We start from the raw sequence: 19,308 nt of genomic DNA on the forward strand, positions 1-19,308 counted from the left end.
TTGGCCACGGGTGTCCAGTGGTACTGGGAGAATGGCATTCTGGTTGCGTGGACGGCGCTGCAGAATGCCGCGAACTGGATGTACACCAATGTCCTGCAACCGGTCTTTCAGTGGATCGGAGACAGGTGGAATGACATGTCCCGCGTCCTCGACGCGGGCCGCGCTTTCATTGTCGACACGGTTTTTGGCGGCCTGCAGCGCGGCCTCGACGTCGTCAAAGATGCGTTCCGCGTCGCGCCTGACGCAATCGGCGAGGCGTGGGAAGGGGTCAAGGCCAAGACGGCGGTGCCCGTTAAGTTTGTCATTCAGACCGTGTTCAACGAGGGCATTGTGGAGGCGTGGAACAAAGTCGCGGGCTGGGTAGGCCTGGAGAAGATCGACAAGTACGAGCCCGAGTGGTTGGGCAGCTTCGCCGAGGGCACCTCGCGTGTCCCGGGCGCGCGCACCAAGCACGACAACGTGCACATGATGTCTCAAGATGGGAAGTTCGGGATCTCACTGCGCGGTGGTGAATCTGTCCTCGTGCCGGAGGTCACCGACGCGCTCGGCCCGGACAAGATCGACGGGATGAACGCCGCCGCGAAGATGGGCGGCACGAAGGGTGTCATGCGCTACCTTGGCGGCTTCGCCGGCGGTGGTGTGATCGGTTCTATTACGGGGTTGGTCAACCGCTTCTATCCGGGAATGTCCATCACTTCGACTCTGCGGCCGGGTGACCCGGGTTGGCACGGCAAGGGCAAAGCGGTTGACTTCTCGAACGGCACGGATTCGACACCGCAGATGCGCTCCGCCGCAGAGTTCTTCTTCAAGAACTATGGGCCTGCGCTTCTCGAACTAATCCACTCCCCGTTCGGGAACAACGTCAAGAATGGCCAAAATGTGGGCGACGGCTTCGGCCTGTACGGTGCGGGCACCATGAACGCGCACCGCAACCACGTGCACATCGCCGCTGCTGGCCCATTGCCCGAGCCAGGCGACCCGATCACACCAGTGCCATCTGGCGGTGGCGGTGGTGGCGGCGTAGTCAACTGGCTACGCGACAAGGTGGCAGACGCGCTCGACGGGATCTTCGGGCCGATCGGGAAAGCAATCCCCGAGCTCCCCGGTGTCGTCGGCAAGCTGCCGCGCGCGGCATTCGACAAGATGACAGGGGCGGTATCGAACTTCATCCGCGGTAAGGCTGACGCGTCGGGCGCTTACCAAGGCCCGGTCGGCAGTGGGGTCGAACAGTGGCGCGGCCTGGTGGAATCCATCCTCCAGGCGAAGGGATTCCCGACGTCTCTGACGGACACCGTGCTTCGCCGCATGAACCAGGAATCGGGCGGAAACCCGCGCGCGATCAACAATTGGGACATCAACGCGAAGAACGGTGTGCCTTCCAAGGGTTTGATGCAGGTGATCGACCCGACGTTCGCGGCGAACAAGGACCCGGGATACAACGACATCTGGGATCCGGAGTCCAACATCCGCGCCTCGATGAACTACGCGGTCCGTCAATACGGTTCTCTCCCGGCCGCGTACAACCGTGCGGGCGGCTACCACAAAGGCGGACTAGCACCGGCGGGGAAGGGAATCCTGCACAAGACAGCGCTCGAACCGGAGATGGTGCTTAATCCGGACATGACGCAGGCGTTTATCGACTGGATGGGAGGAACCCCTCACGGGGAATCCGCTGCTGTCGTGGCCAGAGAACTGCGCTCGGCGTTCATTGGCGGTGACTGGGGCTACGGTGAGCTCGCGTCCTACATCGGTGAGGAAATGGCGAAGGCGACGGTCGACGTTGTCGCCGCCATCGGTCGCGCCGATCGCGGATTCCGCGAGTGGGCGTCAGCCACCGAGGAACACGACCGCATGGCAACCCCGGCAGAGTGGGCGCAACACTTCGGCCAGCAGGCCGGGGTCGCTTTGGCCGACGACGCTCTTGGGCTCGTGGGCCTCGGAGGCCTGATCGGGAAGCCGTTGCGTGGCTCGTTCGTCGACCTGGTAAACGCGGCGGTGCCGCTCGCAAATGACGCTGTTGCTGGTACTGGCTCCCAATTCAGGTTCGGTACTCTCTCTGCCAGCGCGCTGCAGCCAGTGGCGCTGTTGGACGATGAAGGCCGACGCACTGGCACGAAATTGGCAGCAGCCCCGACACTCGCGGACGCGGAGCCGGCAACTCCGTTGGTGTCCTCCCCGCCGCCGAGCGTGGCCACCACGGCCCCGCAGGTCGACAACACTCCCGCCTCCGGTACTACCGCGCCGGGTGCGAAGAACGTCATCGTGCTCGAGGGTGGCAAGGTCTACCCGGCCGAAGAGCTCGAAAAGCTCAATGGCCGTGTGGATGACGTCGAAGTGCGGGTGAAGAAAGTAGAGGAGAACCAGGTCGCCGACGTGACCGCCGGCGTCTCACTGATGGTGTGACCAACAATAGAAAGGTGGTGGCAACGTGTCGCTTATCCAGGTGAAAATAACCGGGGTCGATGGTGTGGAGTGGCACATCGCCACCACTGGACCGGTTGCACGAGGGGTCATGCTCGAGGCTGTGTCGGGGCTGACATCGAAAGTGACCCGGTCCGCCCTCGCTCGCTCCACGGGTCGCGGTGCGGACGTCGGAGGATACGTGCTCCCGGAGATGGAGGGCGCACTTAAGCTGCGCATCTTCGCCGACAAGCAACAGGCGCAAACCCTCGGCGAGGTCTACGACGGCATCCTGTCCGCAGTGTCCACCACCGAAGAATGCGCCCTCGATGTCGTCGACGGGCGCGGAGTTCAATGGGGCAGCAACCGTGTCCTCCTCACCACGGAAGTGGACCCACCAACTCCATCACCCCACACCATCGGTCTCCGAGACATCACAATCGAACTTCCGTTGACCATCCTCGACGGAGCACTCGCCCGCGAAACGACATGGGGCGACCCGTCAACCACACAAACCGTTAAGGTCCCCAACCGCGGCAGTCTCAACACCCACCCCACCATCCGGTGGGACGGCAAACCCGGCCGCACCGTCACCCTCCCCACCAGGCAGAACGTCACCCTCCCCACCGCGCCGGGGTGGCGCCACTTGTCGACGGACCCCGGAACCGGTTACGTCGTCACGGACGACACCGGCAAGGTGGACGTGACGACGTGGGCCGCAATGCGCGGTCTCGCTGTGCCCGGATTGATCCGCCCGCGCGCGGCCACGACTTGGACACTGCCAATCGGCGTCGACCTGATCCTCACTGAGTACACGACCAACGTCTGGAGGTGACACCATGACCAATTGGAAAACCACCCGCGACGCCACCCACAACCACGGAGACGGGTGGGGATTCTGGCTCCTCGACAAAGACATGGAGCCGCTCTGCAGCCTGGCCGGCATGCAATCCGTCACCCTCTCCGAAGAAGTCAACGCCACAACTGTCTGCAAGATCGAAATGCGCGGCGACCACCCCGCCGTCGCGCTCCTCCTCCCCCTCGCGAACCTCGACCCGGCCGCGCCGGGCATGACGTGGAACGCACTTGTCGACGATGCACAGTGGATCATGGCCGAGGGACCGCGAGGGGCAGTCGAGCGCCTCGTGTTCCGCGTCGCGCGGATCACCGATAGGGCCGAGACCCAGACCCCGGGCGTGGTCACCGTGGAAGCGAAATCTTTGTACCGCTACGTCGAGAAGATCGCGTGCCGTGCAGACCCGAACAACCCGCTGTGGGCTCAGCTGCGGTACCACGACTTCCGTGCCGGCGATTCGCTTCGTGTCATCAAGGAATACCTGATGGTGAACTTGATGAAAGACTTCCAGCCCCGCGCGATCACGGGCTGGGACCTGTGGGCCGCGTCGAACTGGTCCAATCTAAACCCCGACCTGTGGGCCGCGATCGTCAACCCGACGCACGCGTCCACATCCACACAGCACGCCGTTCTCGACGCACGCTTCGACATGGCGTCGGAGCTCTTCGCCGAAACGCTCGCGGCGGCCGGGCTCATGCTCACCGTCGACCTGTGGCTAGAGGGAGACGACCAACCATTCTCCACCCATACCACGCTGCGCCGCCCCACCCTCATCGTCGACGTCAAAACCCGCCAGTTCGATACCTCGACCACTGGCACTGCCCTGGACTTTTTCCGGGGCCTGGTCCGCTCGTTCTCCCAAGAAAACAACGCACCCGCCATCGGACTCGGCACAACACCCGCAACCGCAGCCGGCCGCCTGCCGTGGGTCGTGTGGCGACCCGAGCACATGGCCGGAATCATCTCGGACTTCACCGTCGTCAAGTCCGAGGACTCCCGCGTCATCGTCGGAGGCCGCTCCCCCGAAGTCATCAACAAGCTACTCGGCGCAGGATCGAAAGCAATCTTCCAAGGCCTGGCAGCTGGCCTCGCCGCCATCTTCCCGCCGTTCGCGCCCCTCATCGTCGCTGCAGGTTTATTCCTCGGAGAAGTCATCGGTGAGTCCATGAAGGACAAGCTTTTCGCCTGGGCCCAGTTCGAACACGCCGTACGACGTGCCGCACATGGCCGCTTCGCCTACCGCGAGCAGGTCGGCGCCGGCGACGGATGGACACTCTCTGCCCTGCAACAAGGATTCTCGATGTTGCAGCAAGGCGCCGGCATGATCAACGTCGGCTTCGAAGTCGGCGAAGTCTCCCCCTACCGGTGGGGCCGCGACTACCGCGTCGGCGACCAACAAGGCGTCGTCCACCGCGGCGTCGTGTTCTCCACCTACGTCTCAGCCGTAACCCTCACCTGGACTCAGGCAACCGGTTGGCGCGAAACCGTATCACTCGGCGACCCCCGCGCCATCGAGTCCTGGACCAAGGCCTACGCACGCTCCATCAAAGCGATCAGCAACAAAGCAAACCGACTCGCCACCGTCGTGATGTAACCCAATAGGAGGCCCCCATGACCGACACCTACCCCTACAACACCGACCCAGACCGACACCGGCTCGCATGGGTATTTTTCAACGTCCCCACCTCACCCGCCATGGACCTCGACGCCGCCGAAGCCCTCGCGCAACACGTCTTCGACAACCTCGGCTGCACCGCGCCGGGAACCGCACATGACCCCTTGGTGAAGTACGACGCGCTGGGTGGCAGTGGTGCGCCGTGGGAGCCGGGACGTTGGATCAAGGCCGACGAGGACCGCGCCCCGGTGCAAGCAACCGCGCCCGTTGTAGATGTCACCGCGATGGATGCCGCCGAGCGTGCCGCATATCTTGCAGAGGTGCAGGCCGCTGTGAGCGCGGCCGAAGACGCGGACCTCGCCGCTTCCCGCAGTCAGCCGGACGCCAAAGCGGGGGAGGGGTAGGACATGGGAGTTGTTGTTGACGGCACGACCCCGGCGAACCCGTCAGGGCCGGTTTCATGGCTGGACACGTTGCGATCTGGCGGCGGTGATCTCGGAAACTCAATCGGGCGCGGGTTCACGGACACGGTTGATGGTATTGCAGCGGCGATCGGAGGCGCGTTCAAGCAGGGCGACCCGTTCGCCAAGATCGGCGTGGCAGCGCAGGAGTTCCGGGATGGGCAGATCGCACTCAGGGACCGCCAGGACCTGATCGATAAGCTGCTGAATTACGGGTCGTGCTACAACCCATCATCGCCGAACAGGCCTGCGAACACGTGGTTCAAGGTGAACTTCACAGCCGGCATCGGTGCCATCCGCGGTGTGGAAGTGCTGCCCGGCGGCGGCCTGAAACTACTGTCGGCAGGGCTCTGGGACATTCGGTCGCAAATCGTCTCCACCACAGCGTCAGGCCTACTCGAGCGGTGGATCACGTGGGAGGTACGAGTCCTCACCCCGTCCGGGTCGGTGCACTCACGCCAGATCGGAAAGATTGTCGGACGCTCCTCCGGACACTCGACGATCGTCTCCTCGGTTATGGTGCCAGACCCGTATTACACGATCGAGGTGTGGGTTTACTCGCAGAACTACCGCGGGTCGGTCATCGGGTACGGCCCGGCGTACTCGCGCCTGACGGCACAGCAGGTGAACTCCAGTACAGCGGGAAACGACGGGTCCGAGCCGTCTGGCCTTGCGGATGATGCGGAAGAAGGTGCTTAAAAAATGACTGAAGTGATCTTTGACGTGGTCGATCTCGTCGGGGAGGTACATCCCGGGGACGCCGTGCGGATCTGGCCGCCGTTCGCAGCGACGACGGTGGACGGCCGTGTGAAATCGACTCGCGCGGTGGAAATTAACGTCAGCTCCGGCCCGGTCACGAAGAACGTGGACCCAGGCGCCCTCATGGTTCAACTGCAGTGCGACGGTTTCTCCGATACGCAGGCCAGACAAGTGACCGTGCCGGAGGCTGGGCCAGTATCCCTCCGCGACCTCCTGCTCAACGAGTTCGACTATGCACCTGCCGTAGTGTCGACTGTGGCGAGGCTGACGGAGCGTGCGGAGGATGCCACCGAGCGCGCGGAGGACATCGCGGACACATTTGGTTCCCTCAATGGCGTTACCAAGGCCGTGTCGGACGCGGCCGCGTCGGCCCAGGCGGCGCGTGAGTCAGCTGAGACTGCGACGTCGGCAGCATCGTCCGCAAACGAGTCGGGTAGCGTCGCTGCATCGTCAGCCTCGACGGCAACCCAGGCCGAGCAAATTATTGCGGAGTACCGGCAGACGGTGATTGCCGCTCGAGACGAGACGCTGACTGCGCGCGGTGAGACGGTCACAGCGGCGGGGAATGCTGCCGCGTCGGAGAGTAATGCGGCTGACTCGGCGATGACCGCCGCTGGCTCGCAAGCGGGCGCCCAGGCGGCGGAGGTCGCTGCTAGCGATTCTGCGGCGGCCGCCGCGGCCTCCGCCGCAGCAGCCACGGTTGAGGCGGACCGCGCCAAGAAGGAGGCTGATCGGGCCGGCCAGGCCGCTGAGGAGTCCTCGGTCAAGGCGGTATCGGATAAGGTCAATGAGATTTTGGCGGGTGCGCCGGAAGCCTACGACACGCTGCTGGAGATCGCAACGGAACTGGAGCGCGGCGCGTCGGCGGAAGCCGCACTCACCGCAGCTATCGCCGGGAAAGCTCCGCTGGACCACATACACACCGCCCAGGACGTGGGTGCAGCACCAGCATTCCATGAGCACAATGCGCGTGACGTGTGGGACGCGAGTGGTAGCACAGTCCAGCAGGTGCTGGACTCCCACGAACTGAAAGTGCGGGAAATCAGCGGTATCAAGACATCCCTGGACTCGAAGGTCAACACATCGGATGTCAGCTCGACGCTCACAAACGGTTCGGTCGTACGCCGCACCGCAACTGGCACTATCAACGTCGCTTCGCCGACCGATCCCGCGGAAGCGGCAACTAAAGGTTATGTGGATGCGATTCCGTGGCTGCTGTGCGGGGAGGGCGCGCCACCCGAGTCACTCCCCGGAGCTGCGGTTGGCCGGTTCTACCTGGACGTGACGACCGGCAATATCCACAAGATTACGGGGGTTTAAAAAGTGGCTATCACAAGCACAATTGTTAACACGATCGGTAAAGGTGGGGAACTGCGCGAGGGCACCCTGTCCGGCACATCCGCGAGCATTCCTCTACCCGCCGGGAAGTGGCTACTCGCCGTATCGGCGAAGTTGGCTGGATACAAGCCAACCAGTATGAGTATCTCCATTGGGGGACTTCAAATTGCCTATGTGGATGTGGAATCTTCGTCGGACGATTTACTGTCGCGAGCTGAATTTTCCGGGGTTGTCGTTGTCACGTCAACAGGGACGGTGAATGTGGCGTGTCAAAAGTCCACCCTTACCAAGTATACCGCCGTATCAATCAAACCCTAAGGAGCATCATGGCAATCACATCAACAATCATCGGAACCCTCGCGGCGGGGGGGGGGGAGACTTTCGCCACAACCTTTGCAGGCAGAGGCTCGCAAACAAAAACCGTAGGACAGTCCGGTAAAACATACGTCGTCTACGCGAGAACTTGGGGTGATTCCGGCGCTAAAGTCGAGGTTTCGGGAACCGTATTAGCGTCGGGCAATGACCCTACAAGGCCAGGGGATTTTGAGGGATTCGGGGTGTTTCCCGGACCCGTAACATTCAGCTACACCGCAGGCACACTGTCATCTGCCGAGAAAAGTCGGGCGTTTGTTTTCTGCGCAGAAACCAACACATTCTAAAACCCACCACACACCCCCTGCCTTTCGGCCAGGGGGTTTATTCATGCCACACGAAAGGAGGGCACATGGTCACTATGCCGGTGGAACGTGGCTTTTATGTCACGTCCGGCTTTGGCGCCAGATGGGGCACTACACACTGGGGCACTGATTTCGGTGTTGATGGTGGTTCCGGTAACCGCGCTGTCTACGCGGTGAAGAGTGGCACTGTCACACGATCCGGCCCTGCGTCTGGTTTCGGCCAGTGGGTAACTATCGACCACCCTGCGGAAAACGGTGGTGGGGAAACGGTCTACGGACACATCATTCCCGAGGTTCGTGCAGGGCAAAAGGTTGCTGAGGGCCAGCGTATTGGCCGGATCAATCCGGATAGTCGCACGAACGGTGGGGTAGCGCCCCACTTGCATTTGGAGTGGCACCGCTTTTCGTGGGTTCCACCCGGGCCTGACCGCCTCGACCCAATGACAATCCTCGCGGGGGCGAAGTGGCCGGGAGAATCACCACCCCCGGCCACAGATAAGGAGAAACGAATGGCAAACGTGCTGGACTGGAGCCGAAGATTCACATTCGGCAATTCCCGAGGAATCGGGAACATCACCGGAATCTGCATCCATGTCACCGTCAACACGCCAGGTACCCCAGCGGAGAACGTCGCTAACTACCAAATCCGGAGCCAAAGCGGCTCCTATCATGAGCTGACCGACACATCGGTGAAGCACCTGATCGAAAATACGGACGACTGGCGCGTGTGGGCTGCTGGTCCCACGTCCAACCGGCTCCACCTCCACCGCAGCTTCGTCATGCGAGGCACAGAGACCCGCGCTGACTGGCTGCGCTACGACAACATGCTGCGCGAGGCTGCGAAGCGCGACGCACAGTGGGTGAGGAAGTACAACATTCCGGTTGTCAAACTCTCCGCCGCTGACCTGCGTGCGGGGAAGAAGGGTTTCTTCGGACACATCGACACTGCCCAGGCGTGGGGCGAGACCGACCACGTAGACCCCGGAATCGGGTTCCCGTGGGACATCTACCTCGGCTACGTCCGCGAACATCTCAACCCTCAACGAAAGGAAGAGCCTATGCTCACCCCCCAGTTTTTCACTGACTTCATCAAGGGGTTCATCGGCCCCATCATCTCCGACGTCAAGGACATCCGCCAGCAAATCACGGGTGGCCGCGACGCGGGGCAGTACGGGGGCTGGTCAATCTCCAAACTGGTCGAAAACGCCAGCTCGAAGCCGGGTGACTTCGCCACGCTGCCGGAAATGCTGGCCCTCACCCTCACCCGCCTCGACCACATCGAAACGGAACTCGAAACTATCAAGAAAGGACGATAAGTAATGTTCACCACCTCTTTTTGGGCCTCCACCTTGGAGCGCGCCGTCAAAACCTTCGCCCAGACCCTCGTCGCCATCATCGGCGTGAACGCCGCTGTCCCCATTTGGCAGGTCGGCTGGCAGGAAGTCCTCGGCGTCGCCGCCACCGCCACGGTGATGTCTGTCCTCACCTCCGTCGCCTCCATCGGGGCTGGCAAGGTCGGAACCCCTTCCCTCGTCAACGGTGGCACCACGGCCACGGACGGTGCTGTGCAGGGCGCGCAGGCGGCGGAACTCGCTGGTGTACCCACCGCTAACCCTAACGACCCGCTGCCCACCGACAGCGGTTCGCACCGCGTCGAACAGTAAAAAGGGGGGAGTGATCTCATGGGGGAGTATGCGCGCTGGACACCCGGGGCACTGATCCCCGGGAATGCCCTCGCAGCCCAGGTGGTGCTGCTCGCCATCGCCGTCATCCGCGGCCTCGACTACGGCACCGGCGAATCCGAGGACGCTGCCCGCCGATTGGGTGCAGTGGAAACCGCGGCACCGATGTGGCTCTGGGGGCTGCTTTTCACCACAGCCGCCGCGGTCGCATTCTGCGCGATGGCGTGGCGCTGGTCCGCGGGGATCGTCGCAGGACACACCGCCCTGGCCGGGCTCTACGCCGCTGTGGGAGTCGGCATCGTCTTTGACGTGCTCGAGCGCTCCGAGCAATCAGGTGGGCAACCCACCTGGCTGCTCATCATCCCCGCATGCGCGACCATCATCGTCATCATCGGAGCAAGGTATCACCCGCACGAGCTCATGAGCACCGTCATCGTGGGAGTGTGCGCCGCACTGCTCATCGGGGCGGTGACCATCAGCCTCGATGGGCTGCGCAACGCCACCGTCCTGCTCGGCCTCGCCGGGCTGCATGCGATCATCGCGGTGAGCACCGCGCAGCTCGCAGCACAAGACGACATCCGGAGGGCACGGGGAGGGGGCCGCATGTGGACACAGCCGTAGATCAACTCGTCGCCGTCGGCGCACCAGTGTGGATCACCATCATCATCATTGTGGCCCCCATGCTGCTCACATTCTCCAAAGCGGCCGGCCGCATCCCCGGTGCCCTCGGCTCGGCGTCGCGTTGGTGGCAAACCCGCCAGCTGCGAGAAGTCGAGCGCGCCGAGGACCTGGACAAGGCCATCGACGCCGCGGTGAAGCGCCGCGTTGAGGAGGAGCTCGCACCCATCCGGGACCGTATGCAGCGCATGGAGGACCGACTCCGGGCCGCGGAGGAAGAGGTCGCACTCCGCGACGAGTACATCTTGCTGCAGGCCCGTCACTCCCGGAACATCCAGGAATGGGCTATCGAGAACGGCCACGAGCTGCCGCCGCCGCCGGCCCCGCCCCGCTTCACGCAGTGGGTGATCGACAAGAAACGCCGCCCTGGGGACCCGCCACAGCGGGAGTAGAACACCACGAAGCATTTGCGTCGCATCTGCGACGCAAATGCCCCCTACCCTTGAATGAACTGCTCCCCATTAGTTGGACTGAGAAATCAGTTACCGACTAGTGGGGAGCAGTTCACGAGTGGCTCGGTGGGGGTTTTTCTTATTGGGAGATACAACCCTCGGCCCATGCGAACACGATCCAGGACGGGGTACCTACCGAAAACTCGTTCTTACCCACGATTTCGCCCAAGCGTGGATACTGAAGCAGTCGCGCCTCGGTTTGGGCGAATCCACTGGCCCGTACGATCACTCGGTGAGTTGGATTCGACTGAGGGCCAAGGTCGGCGACCCAGCCTCCGGGAAAAATCTTGATTTTAGTGTTGTTGTAGGTCAACTTCGGATGCTCCTTAACATCGAGTTAGGGGATGGGAGTAGAAGTACGTGGCCCGATGCGTTGTCCAACAGTGGCAACCGGTCACCCACCGAGCAAATCGGGCAATTGCGCAGGTTAGAGCGCGGGTTAAGGAGTACTGACAATGCCGCTGGCGAAGTTGCGAACATCAAGCGAACGCGAACACCGTCACGCCTGGCAGAGGAACTAACCAACCTGACTACGGATCAGAAGGTTGGGGGTTCGAATCCCTCCGGGCGCACCACTGTCAGACCCTCGGGAACCCCCCCGGGGGTCTTTGGTTTTTTTAAAACACCTCGACGCGCCCGCCCAACGCCTCAATCTGCTTGAGCTGGGCCACCCAGCCCGGTCCTCCGGGGTGGACGCGCATGACGGGCCGCGAGGAGATCTTCACCGGCGAGACGGACTCGCGTCGGGCGCCCGAACGCGCCCCGATGCGCACGTAGGAACGGTTGCCGGCCTCGGCGAGTTCCTGCATGGAGGGGTTTTCTCCGGAGAGCCCGTCGCGGGCCGAGGAGAGCAAGGCGATGTACTCGTCAAGAACCGGAACGAGCGCATCCGCGTTGGTTTCGCACATGTTGCGCACCAGCGACGGATCGGTTCCGGCAACACGTGTGGCTCCCTTGAAGGAGCCGGCGGCGAGTGACTGGGCGAGCGTTCCGCCGTGGTCCCCGACTATGGCCAGTGCCTCCGCAATCACGTGGGGCAGGTGCGAGACACGCGCGACGGCCTCGTCGTGCCGCGCGACAGAGACCGGCACCGCCTCCGCACCGGTCAGCGCCGCGAGGGCGCACACGTTTGTGAACAGCCTCGACCACGACTCGGGCACAGCCTCGCCGGCAGCGTCGAGCTCGTAGGCGAAGTCGTAGGTGACGGCCCACGCGGCGCGGTGGAACAGTCCCTCGTGGGAGGCGCCCCACCCGGAGTTCTCGGTGCCCGCCATCGGATGGCCTCCGACGTAGCGCGCCTGGAACCCGTGAGCGCGCACGAGGTCGTAAACGGGCTTCTTCACGCTGACAACGTCAGTGATTCCGCAGTGTCCGGCGTGTTCGGCAATGGCGTCGAACACGCCGGACACGGCGTCCATCGGGACGGCGACGACGAGCAGGGCATCGCTTTCTGCAGCCCGCGTCAGGGTCTGCGCCAGATCGGAGGAGACGTCGAAGCCGTCCTTTTGCGCGGCGCGTGTCGCCGAGCGTGAACGCGTGTATCCGAAGACCTGCTCGCCGTGACCGGCGAGGTCGCGCATGAGGGAGCCCCCGATAAGTCCGAGGCCAAGGATGCAGACGGGTGGCAGCTGGTTATGTGGGATGGTCACGCTGACAAGTCTTACACAATTCGCCCCCCTCCGACTACGCTGACTACCCATGAGCCAAGGCAGAAGTAAGGACGGTTTCGCGGAGGGGTACGCGGTCACCATCGCGCAGCACAACGGAGGTTGGCTGGTCCGAGAATTCGACGATTCCTTCCGTCGCCTGGCCACCTCCGTCGGCGCGGTGCGTGCCCTGCGCGCAGAGGGCGCCGCGTTCGCGTTGCTCAACGTGGAGGAGGACTTTTTCGTCATCGTGCGCCCGGGCCCCTCGCGCATCAGGCTTTTGCTTTCCGACGCCACGATGGCCGTCGACGACGACTTCGCGGCGGAGATCGCCGAGGAGGCGGGCATCGAGATCCCCGACATCGACCCCGCTGAGCTTGACGACGTCGACGGTTACGCGGATGGGGATTTCGCGATCTTGGCCGACCTCGGCCTCGGCGAAGAGTCTCTGAGCGTTCTCGTCGACCCGGACGACGACCCGCACGCCGTGATCGAGAGCATCGCGGCGCACCTCGGATTCGCGGACGAGCTTGATGATGCCCTTGGCTGATCGGCGCATGGCGCGTGCACTCGAGGTCGCGCGCACGACTCCGCCCGGTGATGTCCCGGTAGGCGCCGTTATCTACGACGCGCTGGGCCGTGAAGTGGGGCATGGGGTGAACCGTCGAGAAGCGAGCGGCGATCCCACCGCCCACGCCGAGGTGGAGGCGCTGCGGGCCGCTGCCCGCACACTGGGCGCCTGGCGTCTCGACGGCTGCGAGCTGGTGGTCACGCTCGAGCCGTGCACCATGTGCGCGGGAGCGATTCTCGGCGCCCGGGTCAGAAGCCTCGTCTTCGGCGCGTTCGAGCCGAAGACCGGGGCGGTGGGCTCGCTTTTCGACGCCCTGCGCGACCCGCGCCACCTCCATATTGTCGAGGTGCGCGCCGGGGTGCGGGAAGCGGAGTGCGCGGCGCTTCTCACCGAATTCTTTGCGGATTTGCGGTCTCCCGAGACGCAATTGTTATCCCCGCCCGAGGCAGGCGGTGGTAGTTTGGGCACTACAAAGTTCACCGACCGAATAATTTAAAGGAGTCAACCATGGCACTTGAAGGCAAGGGCGACCAGCTCAAGGGAAACATCAAGGAAGGCCTCGGCGAGGTCACCGATAACAAGTCCTTGGAGAACGAGGGCAAGGCAGATCAGCTCGGCGGCGACATCCGCGAGAAGGCTTCCGAGGCGGGCAACGCGATCAAGGACAAGTTCAACGACGCCGCCGCCAAGATCCAGGATGCGCGCGAGAATAAGTAATTTGGTGTCGCGGACACGCACCCGTTAATCTGTTCCTCGGTAGCGTGTCCGAGCGGCCGAAGGTGCTCGCCTCGAAAGCGAGTGTGGGTAAAACCACCGCGGGTTCAAATCCCGCCGCTACCGCCACATCGTTAAAAGAAGCCTCCGACCTGCGGGTCGGGGGCTCTTTGTTGTCATGCCTATATGATGGGCGAAACCGAGATCTCAATGCGTAAGGACGCTGATAGTGGCGAAGTTTCTCTTTCAAGTGGGGCGCTGGTCGTACCTGCACAAGTGGCAGGTCATCATCGCTTGGCTGCTCATCTTGGCCGGCACCGCCGGGGCCGCGTTCACCCTGTCGAAACCCTTCACTTCAGAGTTCGCGATTTCCGGTACCCCGGCGATTGAGGCTCTGAACACGCTGGACGCGAACTTTCCCGGCACTGGTGATATCGCGAACGCCCCAACGGTGAACCTGGTCTTCGCCGCACCCGAGGGCGAGCGGCTGGACTCGCCGGAGAACATGGAGGCGATCGATGCCACAGTGGGCTACATCGCCGACAACCTCGAGGGCATCACCGCAACGGAGCGGTTCGGAAACCCGGTTGAGGTCAACGAGGAACTGACGCGCACCATCGTGGGGCAGATGACCGAGATGGGGTTGCCCGCCGAGGCCGCGAAGGCCGACGCCTACAACGTGCGCACGTTGTCCGACGACGCAAGAATCGGGTTCACCACCTTCAATTTCGGTGCCGAATCCGCGATGACGGTGACGCAGGAGGAACGCGATGTGGTCAACGCGGCCATGGACATTGGCCGCGACGCCGGCTTGCAGGTGGAGGCCGGCGGGCCAGGTTTCGGCGAACCGATTGAGATCAAGACGACCAGCGAGTTGATCGGATTGGGCGTGGCGTTCATCGTCCTGCTGCTCACTTTTGGATCTTTGGTGGCGGCATCGATGCCCGTGGTTACGGCCGTGATCGGCGTTGGCATTGGCGCGCTTCTCATCCTCGTGGCCACCCGATTTGCCGAACTCAATGAAATCACCCCGGTGCTCGCCGTCATGATCGGCCTGGCGGTGGGGATCGATTACGCGCTATTCATCCTGTCGCGCTACCGGCAGGAGCGAAAACACCTGCCGGCCGCAGACGCCGCGGGTTTGGCCACCGGCACCGCGGGATCTTCCGTGGTGTTTGCCGGGTTGACCGTCTTTACTGCGCTGATCGCGCTGGCGCTGGCGCAGATTGAATTTCTCACGTGGATGGGTTTGGCCGCTGCGGTCACCGTCGCCATTTCCGTTCTCATCGCCCTCACCCTTATCCCGGCGCTTCTCGGCGCGTGGGGGGACCGGTCCTTCGGCGTCAAGCTCCCAGGTGTGGCGGGCAACCCCGGTCCGGGGAAGCGCCCGGCAAAGGACTTGACTGAGCGCTCCATGGGCCGCAGCTGGGTGTCACTGGTCCAGCGGTTCCCGGCGTTGGTCATGGCAGTCGTCGTCCTCGGCTTGGGTGCGCTGTCAATCCCGGTGCTCAGCCTGCAGATGGCCCTGCCTTCTGATACCACTTCAAATCTCGACACCACGCAGCGCAAGTCGGCTGAATTGATCGCGGAGGGTTTCGGGCCGGGAGTCAACGGGCAGTTCCTTGTCGTTGTGGATGCGCACAACGTCAATCCGGACGCCGCCATTCTTCAACCCTTCATGGATTCGATGCCGGATGAGGTGGGCGGGGACGCGGAGAAGGCGGCGCTGGCGTCCTTCTTGTACACCGTCAGCGAGGCGAAGAGCGTCAACGGCATCCGCCACGCCCAGCTCGTCGCGGTGAACGATGATCTCACCGCGGCGCAGATCGCGGCGACCCCGACAGCCGGTCCGGAGCAGGAGTTCACTCTTGACGTCGCCCACGGCCTGCGCGAGACCAACAACCGAGTCGAAGACGCTACTGGGGTGACTATCGGGTTGACGGGGCTGACCGCGGTGCAGATGGACATCACGGAGGAGTTGGCCACCACGATGCCGCTCTACCTCGGCATCGTGGTGGGGTTGGCCATTATCCTGCTCATCCTGGTCTTCCGCTCCATCATGGTTCCACTGGTCGCGGGCCTGGGGTTCTTGTTGTCGGTGGGCGCCGCGTTCGGTGTGACCATCGCGGTATTCCAGATGGGATTCTTGGATTTGGTCAACACTGCCGCCCCGATTATTTCGTTCATGCCGATCTTCCTCATTGGCGTCACCTTCGGGCTGGCGATGGACTACCAGGTGTTCTTGGTCACCCGCATTCGTGAGCGCTACCTCAAGGAGCGTGACAAGGGCCCCGGTGCGGAACTGCGCGCGGTCGAGAGCGCCACGGTGGAGGGTTTTGCGCAGGGCGCACGCGTGGTCACCGCTGCGGCCGTGATCATGATCGCCGTGTTCGTTGCTTTCGTGGACCAACCTCTGCCATTCATCCAGATTTTCGGGTTCGCGCTGGCGGCGGCGGTGTTCTTCGACGCCTTCTTCATCCGCATGACGCTCGTCCCCGCCACCATGTTCATCCTCGGCCGCGCAACCTGGTGGATGCCGCGGTGGCTGGACCGCATCCTGCCCGAGGTCGACGTCGAGGGCACGGAGCTGGAGAAGGAGTTCGAGCGTGGATGATTTGAGCTTTGAGGTAGGCACTGAGGTGGGCACTGAGGTGGGCACAGCCCGCACTGGTGTGATCCATACACCCCACGGCGACATCGCCACGCCTGCGTTCATCCCGGTGGCCACCAAGGCGACGGTGAAGACGCTGACCCCGGAGCAGATTCGCCGGGTCGGCGCCCAGGCGATCTTGTCCAACGCCTACCACCTCTACCTGCAGCCCGGCCCCGACATCGTCGACGAAGCCGGGGGAGTGGCCGCGTTCGAGAACTGGCACGGCCCGACGTACACCGACTCGGGCGGCTTCCAGGTGATGAGCCTGGGCGTGGGGTACAAGAAGGTACTGGCGATGGACACCCTCCACCACAACCGCAATGACATCCGCGCGGGTGAGAAGGAGCGCCTTGCCAAGGTGGACGAGGACGGCGTGGACTTCAAGAGCTTCATCGACGGCTCCCTGCACCGCTTCACACCGGAAGTGTCCATGCAGATCCAGCACCAGCTGGGCGCGGACATCATCTTCGCCTTCGACGAGCTGACCACCCTGGCGGATACGCGCGTCTACCAGGAGCAGTCCGTCGAGCGCACGCACCGCTGGGCGCGGCGCTGCCTGGACGAGCACGACCGGCTGACCCGCGTGCGCGCGGACAAGCCGAAGCAGTCCCTGTGGGGCGTGATTCAAGGCGCGCAGTACGAGGACCTGCGCCGCCAGGCCACGCGCGGCCTTCTGGAACTGGACCGGCAGGCCCGCGGCGAGGGCAAGCGCGGCTTTGGCGGCTTCGGCATCGGCGGCGCGCTGGAGAAGGAACACCTGGGCACGATCGTCGGCTGGGTCACCGACGAGCTGCCGGCGGACAAGCCGCGCCACTTGCTCGGCATCTCGGAGCCGGACGACATTTTCGCCGCCGTGGAGGCGGGCGCGGACACCTTCGACTGTGTGGCCCCCACCCGCCTGGGCAGGCGGGGCGGGGTGTACACCTTGGACGGGCGGCTCAACCTCACCGGCGCGCGCTTCAAGCGCGACTTCACGGGCATTGACGAGGAGTTCGGCGGCTACGTCTCCGAGAACTACTCGCGTGCGTACATCCACCACCTGCTCAAGGCGAAGGAGTTCCTCGCCGGCACGCTGTGCACGATGCACAACCTGGAGTTCATGATCCGGCTCGTGGATAACATCCGCGCCGCCATCCAGGACGGGACCTACCCGGAGTTCAAGGCCGAGTTTCTGGGACGGTATTACGCTCCAGCCGCTTCACCCACGCAATGACCTGGTAAGTGACGGGCACGAGCACAGCCTCCATGAGCGTCTTCCACGCGAAGCCGACGACGACGTAGTTGATAAACTGCCCCGGTGTCTCAATGCCGATAACGCCGGCGGCGATGGCGCAGAAAATCAGCGTGTCAAAGAACTGACCGACGATGGTGGAACCGATCAGGCGCGCCCACAGGTGGCTCGGGCCGTAGCGGTCTTTCATCTTCTGCAGCACCCACGCGTTGAGCAGCTGGCCGACAACGTAGCCCGCCAGCCCGGCGATGAGGATCCGGGGCAGCGTGCCCAAAATCGAGGCGAAGGTCTCCTGCGCCTCGTAGAAGGGCGCGGGAGGAAGGGCGATGGCGATGCTGAATGATGCCACCGCTAGCAGGGTGACACCAAACCCGATGAAGACGGTGCGACGCGCCGCCTTGAAGCCGTAGACTTCTGCGATGACGTCGCCGATGATGTAGGAGATCGGAAAGAGGAAGAAGGCTCCATCGGTGATCAGAGGCCCGAGCTGCACGCCCTTTTGCGCGGTGATGTTCGAGATGATGAACACCGCGCAAAACACGGCGACAAGAATGGGGTACGGGGAGCGGGTAGTGGGATGATTCACGCGTAATATCTTAAGGCCATGACGGCCGGACGCTATGCACCCTCCCCGAGCGGGGATTTGCATTTCGGCAACCTGCGCACCGCGGTGCTGGCGTGGTTGTTCGCGCGGCAAAGCGGCCGCGCCTTTTATTTGCGTGTCGAGGATATTGACTCGGAGCGGTCTTCCCCGGAGTCCGCCCGCCGCCAAATCGAGGATCTGCAGGCGATCGGCCTGGATTTCGACCCGCCGGTTATCTACCAGTCGCAGCGCTCGGAGTTGTACGAGGCTGCTTTGAACAAGTTGCCTGTGTACGAATGCTATTGCACGCGCCGAGACATCCGTGAGGCGGCCGGTGCGCCCCACGCCCAGCCCGGGATGTACCCGGGGACCTGCCGGGACCTGTCGGATGAGCAGCGCGCTTATCGACGCTTACAGCTGGCGAAGCAGGGACGACTGCCGGCCCTGCGCCTGCGCGCCGGGGTGGTCGAGTGGACGGTGCGGGATTTCTACCGCGGCGAGGTAAAGGGTGTGGTCGATGACGTCGTGCTCAAACGTGGAGGCAACGTCAACCAGGCGCAGGCGGGCGACTGGGCTTACAACCTCGCGGTCGTTGTCGACGATGGCGCGCAGGGCGTCGACCAGGTCGTGCGCGGCGACGACCTTCTAGACTCCGCTCCGGCCCAGGCCTACCTGGCGCACCTGCTGGGGTACCCCGAGGCAGAATATGTCCACGTGCCGCTCGTGGTGAACTCCGCCGGTGCGCGGCTGGCCAAGCGCGACGGGGCCGTGACGCTGCGGGAGATGGGATCTCCGGATGAAGTCGTTCGCGCAATCGCTGGCTCGTTGGGGTGCGGCAGCGCGCGAAGCCTCGCGCAGCTGCGCGAGGTGTTCGACCCCCCTGCGCTATCCCGAAACCCCTGGGTCTGGGCGCATTAGCTCCAGGCGCAGTCCGCCACGGTAGGCGATGTATTTGCGCTGTCGCGGGTAAGCCCCCACATTGCCAGAGCCAT

19 protein-coding genes and 1 tRNA gene are annotated in these 19,308 nt (G+C 63.6%); 18 read left to right on the forward strand and 2 right to left on the reverse strand.

Features of this window, described 5'->3' with window-relative positions; all coding sequences use genetic code 11:
* The 11 genes from HMPREF0298_RS01075 to HMPREF0298_RS01120 form a co-directional block, all read left to right on the forward strand.
* Positions 1-2,403: lytic transglycosylase domain-containing protein (locus HMPREF0298_RS01075; RefSeq protein WP_157464336.1), on the forward strand; the 2,403-nt coding region annotated here is incomplete at its 5' end.
* Between the two features lie 25 nt (positions 2,404-2,428).
* Positions 2,429-3,235 carry a hypothetical protein gene (locus HMPREF0298_RS01080; protein WP_040422129.1) on the forward strand — a complete coding sequence of 269 codons (807 nt, stop codon included), beginning with the start codon at positions 2,429-2,431 and terminating at the stop codon, positions 3,233-3,235.
* A 4-nt stretch (positions 3,236-3,239) separates the two neighbouring features.
* Positions 3,240-4,850 (forward strand): Gp37-like protein, encoded by a 1,611-nt coding sequence (locus HMPREF0298_RS11480; RefSeq protein WP_006839233.1) that lies wholly within the window; start codon positions 3,240-3,242, stop codon positions 4,848-4,850.
* Positions 4,851-4,867: 17 nt separating this feature from the next.
* A complete protein-coding gene (locus HMPREF0298_RS01090) occupies positions 4,868-5,275 on the forward strand; it encodes a phage gene 29 protein family protein (protein WP_006839234.1) in 408 nt (135 codons plus the stop codon).
* A 3-nt stretch (positions 5,276-5,278) separates the two neighbouring features.
* Entirely contained in the window at positions 5,279-6,031 is a 753-nt protein-coding gene (locus HMPREF0298_RS01095) for a hypothetical protein (RefSeq protein ID WP_006839235.1), read from the forward strand.
* Between the two features lie 3 nt (positions 6,032-6,034).
* Positions 6,035-7,411 (forward strand): hypothetical protein, encoded by a 1,377-nt coding sequence (locus HMPREF0298_RS01100; RefSeq protein ID WP_006839236.1) that lies wholly within the window; start codon positions 6,035-6,037, stop codon positions 7,409-7,411.
* A 3-nt stretch (positions 7,412-7,414) separates the two neighbouring features.
* Positions 7,415-7,747: a hypothetical protein gene (locus tag HMPREF0298_RS12095; protein WP_157464337.1), complete on the forward strand. Its 333-nt coding sequence runs from the start codon at positions 7,415-7,417 to the stop codon at positions 7,745-7,747.
* Positions 7,748-8,153: 406 nt separating this feature from the next.
* Positions 8,154-9,422, forward strand: a complete 1,269-nt coding sequence (locus HMPREF0298_RS12545; protein ID WP_083789476.1) for a M23 family metallopeptidase — start codon at positions 8,154-8,156, stop codon at positions 9,420-9,422.
* Between the two features lie 3 nt (positions 9,423-9,425).
* Positions 9,426-9,770, forward strand: coding sequence for a holin (locus tag HMPREF0298_RS11730; protein ID WP_006839238.1), 345 nt, complete (start codon positions 9,426-9,428; stop codon positions 9,768-9,770).
* A gap of 18 nt (positions 9,771-9,788) precedes the next feature.
* Positions 9,789-10,409 carry a hypothetical protein gene (locus HMPREF0298_RS01115; RefSeq protein WP_006839239.1) on the forward strand — a complete coding sequence of 207 codons (621 nt, stop codon included), beginning with the start codon at positions 9,789-9,791 and terminating at the stop codon, positions 10,407-10,409.
* Entirely contained in the window at positions 10,394-10,858 is a 465-nt protein-coding gene (locus HMPREF0298_RS01120) for a hypothetical protein (RefSeq protein WP_006839240.1), read from the forward strand. The genes HMPREF0298_RS01115 and HMPREF0298_RS01120 overlap by 16 nt, the downstream gene beginning before the upstream one ends.
* A 677-nt stretch (positions 10,859-11,535) precedes the next feature.
* Here the strand turns inward: HMPREF0298_RS01120 and HMPREF0298_RS01130 are convergent.
* Positions 11,536-12,567, reverse strand: coding sequence for a prephenate dehydrogenase (locus tag HMPREF0298_RS01130; protein ID WP_259790221.1), 1,032 nt, complete (start codon positions 12,565-12,567; stop codon positions 11,536-11,538).
* A 49-nt stretch (positions 12,568-12,616) separates the two neighbouring features.
* Between HMPREF0298_RS01130 and HMPREF0298_RS01135 the strand changes: the two genes are divergently transcribed.
* From HMPREF0298_RS01135 to tgt, 6 genes are all read left to right on the forward strand, one after another.
* Positions 12,617-13,114, forward strand: a complete 498-nt coding sequence (locus HMPREF0298_RS01135; protein WP_006839243.1) for a tRNA adenosine deaminase-associated protein — start codon at positions 12,617-12,619, stop codon at positions 13,112-13,114.
* 7 nt (positions 13,115-13,121) lie between these two features.
* Complete coding sequence (locus HMPREF0298_RS01140) at positions 13,122-13,631, forward strand: nucleoside deaminase (protein WP_144317550.1); 510 nt, start codon at positions 13,122-13,124, stop codon at positions 13,629-13,631.
* Between the two features lie 11 nt (positions 13,632-13,642).
* On the forward strand, positions 13,643-13,852 hold the full coding sequence (locus tag HMPREF0298_RS01145) for a CsbD family protein (RefSeq protein ID WP_006839245.1): 210 nt from the start codon (positions 13,643-13,645) through the stop codon (positions 13,850-13,852).
* A gap of 38 nt (positions 13,853-13,890) precedes the next feature.
* A tRNA-Ser gene (locus HMPREF0298_RS01150) sits at positions 13,891-13,978 on the forward strand.
* Between the two features lie 100 nt (positions 13,979-14,078).
* Positions 14,079-16,463 (forward strand): MMPL family transporter, encoded by a 2,385-nt coding sequence (locus HMPREF0298_RS01155; RefSeq protein ID WP_006839246.1) that lies wholly within the window; start codon positions 14,079-14,081, stop codon positions 16,461-16,463.
* Entirely contained in the window at positions 16,456-17,715 is a 1,260-nt protein-coding gene (gene tgt / locus HMPREF0298_RS01160) for a tRNA guanosine(34) transglycosylase Tgt (protein WP_006839247.1), read from the forward strand. Before HMPREF0298_RS01155 ends, tgt begins: the two co-directional genes overlap by 8 nt.
* Here the strand turns inward: tgt and HMPREF0298_RS01165 are convergent.
* Complete coding sequence (locus HMPREF0298_RS01165; protein WP_050758234.1) at positions 17,660-18,319, reverse strand: queuosine precursor transporter; 660 nt, start codon at positions 18,317-18,319, stop codon at positions 17,660-17,662. The two genes, tgt and HMPREF0298_RS01165, sit on opposite strands and share 56 nt — an antisense overlap.
* 18 nt (positions 18,320-18,337) lie before the next feature.
* On the opposite strand from HMPREF0298_RS01165, the gene gluQRS reads away from it, so the two are divergent.
* A complete protein-coding gene (gene gluQRS / locus HMPREF0298_RS01170; RefSeq protein WP_006839249.1) occupies positions 18,338-19,234 on the forward strand; it encodes a tRNA glutamyl-Q(34) synthetase GluQRS in 897 nt (298 codons plus the stop codon).
* The last annotated feature ends 74 nt before the right edge of the window (positions 19,235-19,308 follow it).

Source organism: Corynebacterium lipophiloflavum DSM 44291 (assembly GCF_000159635.1).
In the GTDB taxonomy this organism is placed as follows: Bacteria; Actinomycetota; Actinomycetes; order Mycobacteriales; family Mycobacteriaceae; genus Corynebacterium; species Corynebacterium lipophiloflavum.

Bases quoted from the DNA above. Each gene is read 5' to 3' on its own strand.
- HMPREF0298_RS11480 (WP_006839233.1), top strand. From the start codon at position 3,240: ATGACCAATTGGAAAACCACCCGCGACGCCACCCACAACCACGGAGAC.
- HMPREF0298_RS01090 (WP_006839234.1), top strand. From the start codon at position 4,868: ATGACCGACACCTACCCCTACAACACCGACCCAGACCGACACCGGCTC.
- HMPREF0298_RS01095 (WP_006839235.1), top strand. From the start codon at position 5,279: ATGGGAGTTGTTGTTGACGGCACGACCCCGGCGAACCCGTCAGGGCCG.
- HMPREF0298_RS01100 (WP_006839236.1), top strand. From the start codon at position 6,035: ATGACTGAAGTGATCTTTGACGTGGTCGATCTCGTCGGGGAGGTACAT.
- HMPREF0298_RS12545 (WP_083789476.1), top strand. From the start codon at position 8,154: ATGGTCACTATGCCGGTGGAACGTGGCTTTTATGTCACGTCCGGCTTT.
- HMPREF0298_RS11730 (WP_006839238.1), top strand. From the start codon at position 9,426: ATGTTCACCACCTCTTTTTGGGCCTCCACCTTGGAGCGCGCCGTCAAA.
- HMPREF0298_RS01115 (WP_006839239.1), top strand. From the start codon at position 9,789: ATGGGGGAGTATGCGCGCTGGACACCCGGGGCACTGATCCCCGGGAAT.
- HMPREF0298_RS01135 (WP_006839243.1), top strand. From the start codon at position 12,617: ATGAGCCAAGGCAGAAGTAAGGACGGTTTCGCGGAGGGGTACGCGGTC.
- HMPREF0298_RS01140 (WP_144317550.1), top strand. From the start codon at position 13,122: ATGGCGCGTGCACTCGAGGTCGCGCGCACGACTCCGCCCGGTGATGTC.
- HMPREF0298_RS01145 (WP_006839245.1), top strand. From the start codon at position 13,643: ATGGCACTTGAAGGCAAGGGCGACCAGCTCAAGGGAAACATCAAGGAA.
- gluQRS (WP_006839249.1), top strand. From the start codon at position 18,338: ATGACGGCCGGACGCTATGCACCCTCCCCGAGCGGGGATTTGCATTTC.